The organism is Paraburkholderia sp. SIMBA_054 (genome assembly GCF_046534875.1).
GTDB classification, from domain to species: Bacteria; Pseudomonadota; Gammaproteobacteria; order Burkholderiales; family Burkholderiaceae; genus Paraburkholderia; species Paraburkholderia hospita.
In genome coordinates this window covers 1-3,787 of the sequence record NZ_JAWRXV010000141.1, presented here as the reverse complement: position 1 = coordinate 3,787, position 3,787 = coordinate 1, and the positions used below count along the sequence as shown (strand labels likewise).

General features: G+C 53.1%; 3 protein-coding genes. 1 reads left to right on the top strand and 2 read right to left on the bottom strand.

Going from position 1 to position 3,787, the window contains the following annotated elements; genetic code table 11:
• The first annotated feature begins 289 nt into the window (after window positions 1–289).
• Entirely contained in the window at window positions 290–1,567 is a 1,278-nt protein-coding gene (locus SB822_RS54215; RefSeq protein WP_410858739.1) for a PIN domain-containing protein, read from the top strand.
• 465 nt (window positions 1,568–2,032) lie between these two features.
• Here SB822_RS54215 and SB822_RS54210 read toward each other — a convergent pair whose 3' ends face one another.
• Both SB822_RS54210 and SB822_RS54205 read right to left on the bottom strand, forming a co-directional pair.
• Complete coding sequence (locus SB822_RS54210) at window positions 2,033–3,013, bottom strand: hypothetical protein (RefSeq protein WP_410858738.1); 981 nt, start codon at window positions 3,011–3,013, stop codon at window positions 2,033–2,035.
• Window positions 3,010–3,639: a hypothetical protein gene (locus SB822_RS54205; RefSeq protein ID WP_410858737.1), complete on the bottom strand. Its 630-nt coding sequence runs from the start codon at window positions 3,637–3,639 to the stop codon at window positions 3,010–3,012. Before SB822_RS54205 ends, SB822_RS54210 begins: the two co-directional genes overlap by 4 nt.
• Window positions 3,640–3,787: the final 148 nt, after the last annotated feature.

The window sequence follows — 3,787 nt, the reverse complement described above, 5'->3', positions numbered from 1 at the left end:
ACTTCATCCTGGCACATTGATGCCGACTCGCGGCTTCCGCCGCAGCCTCGGGACGGGGAAGTCCCTTTCATTCTCTAGGGATCGACTCCTTTCTCTTGTGATCGCACTCACGAGGCCTGTGACGCGCGTTGCATCCTCCTTGCCCGACCTACACAGTTGCGTTTAAAACAAAACATTTTCCGATCGGATGTGACACCTCGGATTGCCTCGCTACGCGTCTACCGCTCGAGCCATCCCATCCCCGTATGGGTTATCATGGTAAGACAGATCCTGGGCTTGATCGAAGCAGATGTTCCAGCAATCTCAGCCATTGCCAGTTGACTTCTTCCGAAGACCAGTTTCCGCAAAAAACGGTCTTGGCAGTGAGACGCAAGTAGACCTTCGAACCAAGTCATGTACTAGGCCCACGGCGATGATTAAAGTAGCGCTCGATACCAACATACTGCACCAGGAAGGACTCTACTCCAGAAACATGCAATACCTGGCTCGGCTGGCGTCCTCTGGCGGATTGAAGGTTTTTGTTCCGGATATGGTTCGAAGAGAATTCTTGACAAAAAAACTGGTAGACGCACATGAAAAGTTCGATGTGGCCAAATCTGGTTTGATCGACGTCGCGAAAGGCCTGGACAGGCAGGGCAGAGTGAATGGGATGCTTTCGAAAATTCAGGAACAGCTGAATGAAGTACGGTCCCACATGAAAACCACTCTCGAGGCGGAATTCGAAGCCTGGTGCGTCTCCTCCCACGTCTCAATCTTAAATTTTGACAACGCATCGCTGCCCGCAGTCATCGACGATTACTTCAATGGCACAGGTCCATACCGAAAAATTAAATCACGCGAAGATATCCCAGACGCAATTATTTCGTCGTGTATCTGCGCACTCACCGAAACTAGCGATCGAGTCTTCGTAGTTCTCAAAGATGGCTACTTGCGCCGACATCTGGCCAATTTGCCGAAAATCACGGTTTCGGAGAATCTCAGCGACTTCTTCAAGATCGAAGACGTCGCACGATTAGTCAACGAGATCGACGCGAAGATAAAAAACGTAGAAGAGTTAAAGAACTATTTCTCATCGATCCTGTTCCAGGATGAATTGTCACAGTATCTGTTTGGTTCCGGTGAACATCTCGACGAGGTTTATCTGCAGGAAGATGCTATCGAGGGAACCTCGAGGCTGGAGGCCTATGATTACGGTGCTTCGATCAACGAGCCGGAATTCAGTGAAGTTCACAACGTTGATTTCGCTGACGTTGCGTTTATCGACGCAGGTCACATGTCTATCAAGGTTGCCTTCACTACGGCGTGCCGCATCGACTACTGTGCGAGCTACGCAAGCTATATTGGACTCCCGCTGGAGACGCGAGATAAGATCAAAGAGAGATCCGTTTCCGGTCACGGGATCGCAGATCTGTCAGAAAATCGTGAAGTTCGGCTGCAAGGATACGTAGATCTCTTATTTCCAAAGCATTCTACGCTGGACGAGTTAAAGGTTCATTCACAGTATCTAGCTGACGGCTCGTCTCGAATCAAGGTGGAGCTGAATGTCGAACACGCAATCATTGGGTGAGCGTGCTTTGCGCCGCTATTGCACGGATGCTGGCAGGAGTCGGTACGAACCCATTCCTCCGTGACATAGAGCGAAGGTTGCTGGTGGCGGGCGCCAATGTCTCCCGTGTTGCAGTCATGTTGAAATTTGAATCGTGAAAGAGATTAGCAGCACCGTTGCCGCAATGGGGTAATGGTGCTTTCGCACAAATTCTGGCGATAAGAGCGGAGAAGGTCAGGTGTATTCAACGACTCGCAATACGTTCGGCTGCGGCACGAAGGGCGCCCGCGTGCATAGCGGGGTAATCGTACTTCCCGTGCATTATCTGGCGGTTGTGGAGCGCAGAGGCTTGCCCAACAAGGGTTTTCCGTTTCCTGGATGTGGCGGGATCATGAGTTATGCAAGTCGGTGATCTGTAGGCCGCTTTTCGTGCAAACCGCCAGAATTTGCACGATTCGGACGATTACCCCATGCTGCATCCGTCAACTACGACCCATTCTCTGTTCTTACAGCCGATAGCCTTACCCGTATTGTTGCGAAATATGATGATCCGGGACGCTCAACAGGCTGTTCGAGTTCCTCTCCGCTGACATGCCACACCGACACCTCCCGATGAACCAATGCGACAAGGAGCGACACGGCGAACAGGATTTTTGGGCCAAATGGCAATAGCACGGGTTTGTATTGCCCTTTCATGCCGGCCACCAAACCGCCGAGCATCTGGAACGTCTCAACCGGCTGCAAAACGTCATAATCGAAGACATTTACGTCGCTGGCCGCACGTATCAGTTGGCGATTGTGCTGCTCGACTTTCGCTCTGTATCGCTTTTCAGGAGATTCGGGGATGAACAGGACATAGTCGGAAGACTGGATATACTCCACGGCTCCCAGGGCCTTTCCTCGCTCATAGCCTAGTCCGACGACTGTCCGCACAGGCAATCCAGGCCGAGAGATCCAGCCCGCAAAGACGGGATGTACTGGCGCGACGCGGCGATTAGGCTCGAGCGACCCGGTCGCCGGCGGGACGTAGCGAGCCGGGTTATAAATTAACCACAGGTCCACCTGACACCACGCCCTTTGGCTCGCCAAAGCCGCAAACATGCTCGCCAGAATGCGCCTCGGCAGGCAGCTCACGTCTATCAAGATCCGGAAGGGCGCATCCGTGCTTTCGCTGCCTCCGGCACCGCCTCCTTCGAGGAGGCTTCGGAAAGCATTTTCGTCAAAGCTAAAGTACTCAAACCCGGCTCTCTCGTAGACGCTCGACGCGCGAGGCGACGGGCTGTCGTGAGTAGTCTGAGTGTAGATCGCTATTTTCCGTCCACGCGAGGCTTTGATCAAACCCGGCACTTTCAACGCGCGACTCTCTTCGCTCACCGCGCAAACGACCATATCAAATGAGGCGGCATTGTCCGCCACGTCCGACAGGTCGAATGCTTGCACGGCTACCGGCATAAGGTGCTTGATCAAAACAGCGCTCCCTGGCGATGGCGTGCGTCAATTTCGTCTGATCTCCGCCCGTTTCGCTTAGACACGGTGCCTTCAGACAGGATTGTCGAAAGCGAAACACTTTTCGTTGACCGAAGGGGTAATCGAAATTCTGGAGCCAGCAGGTAGGCAAGCCGGAACCTCTTACCCTCAAGTGTGCGGAAACCTCCCATCTCGTCTGGAGCAGACAAGCTCACAACAGCTCCAAGGTTGATAGAGATCCTCAACGCCTTCTCAGTTTCCTTATCAACCTGCGAGACTTCGAATGACAAGGGTATCTCTTCAATAAAATCCTCTTCCACCAGTCGCCGATTAAAATACGACCCTATCGTGGACAGCAGTTCATATACCGATTTTGTTGTCGTAATGCCCATCGCCTGTTCCGTCGCCGCCGTCTGTAACATGGCGGAGAAGGCCTCGGACGCCTGCTCGATTGCGTGATGCTGGACAGAGCGATCGATTGGCAACGCATCTGTTTCCCGGGTTCGCGAGATAATCATGTTGACCATTCCAATGAACCAGCGGGGATTGCCTTCACTGATCGCCGCAAGAGCCTCCCATCCCGTGTAGACGCTGAGCAGCTTTTTGCGGCCCTTCCGGCTGAGCACGGCACTGCGGAAAGCATTACGAAACGCAACCAGTGGGGCAATCTTTCGAACCAGCGACAGGGACGTGTCCGGGTTTTGTCGCACTAACGCGCTGAGCTAGAATTTGCGTCCCACCATGAATGACGAACAGCATGGACAAGACGAAGAA

Excerpts from the sequence above, each read along its gene's own strand:
- SB822_RS54215 (WP_410858739.1), top strand. The coding sequence starts at position 290 with ATGTTCCAGCAATCTCAGCCATTGCCAGTTGACTTCTTCCGAAGACCA.